This window comes from Achromobacter sp. ACM02, assembly GCF_014851605.1.
GTDB lineage: Bacteria > Pseudomonadota > Gammaproteobacteria > Burkholderiales > Burkholderiaceae_B > Achromobacter > Achromobacter aegrifaciens.
The window spans coordinates 1-286 of sequence record NZ_JACUZY010000033.1; the positions used below are offsets into that span (position 1 = coordinate 1).

Consider the following 286-nt stretch of genomic DNA (forward strand, 5'->3'; position numbering starts at 1 on the left):
CGGAAGGCCTGGCCACCGTCAAGATCGGCAACGTCACCCTCTCTGTGGCCGACCTGCAGGCGCTGGGCACCACCCCGGTCGTCGTCAACGGCACCGAAGGCAAGCTCACGCTGACTGGCTACGACCCGGCCACCGGCAAGATCACCTATAGCTACCAGCAGGACGGGACGGCCAAGAACCACACCGCCGGCGACGACTCCGTCACCGACAAGTTCACCGTCACCGTCACCGATGCGGCCAACCAGGTCAAGTCTGACGACCTGGTCGTGCTCATCACCGACACCGC

At 65.4% G+C, this 286-nt stretch carries 1 protein-coding gene; it reads left to right on the forward strand.

Annotated features, from left to right (window positions below; translation table 11 throughout):
- The coding region (locus IB258_RS30250) for a VCBS domain-containing protein (RefSeq protein ID WP_225590573.1) at positions 1–286 on the forward strand (286 nt) is incomplete at both ends.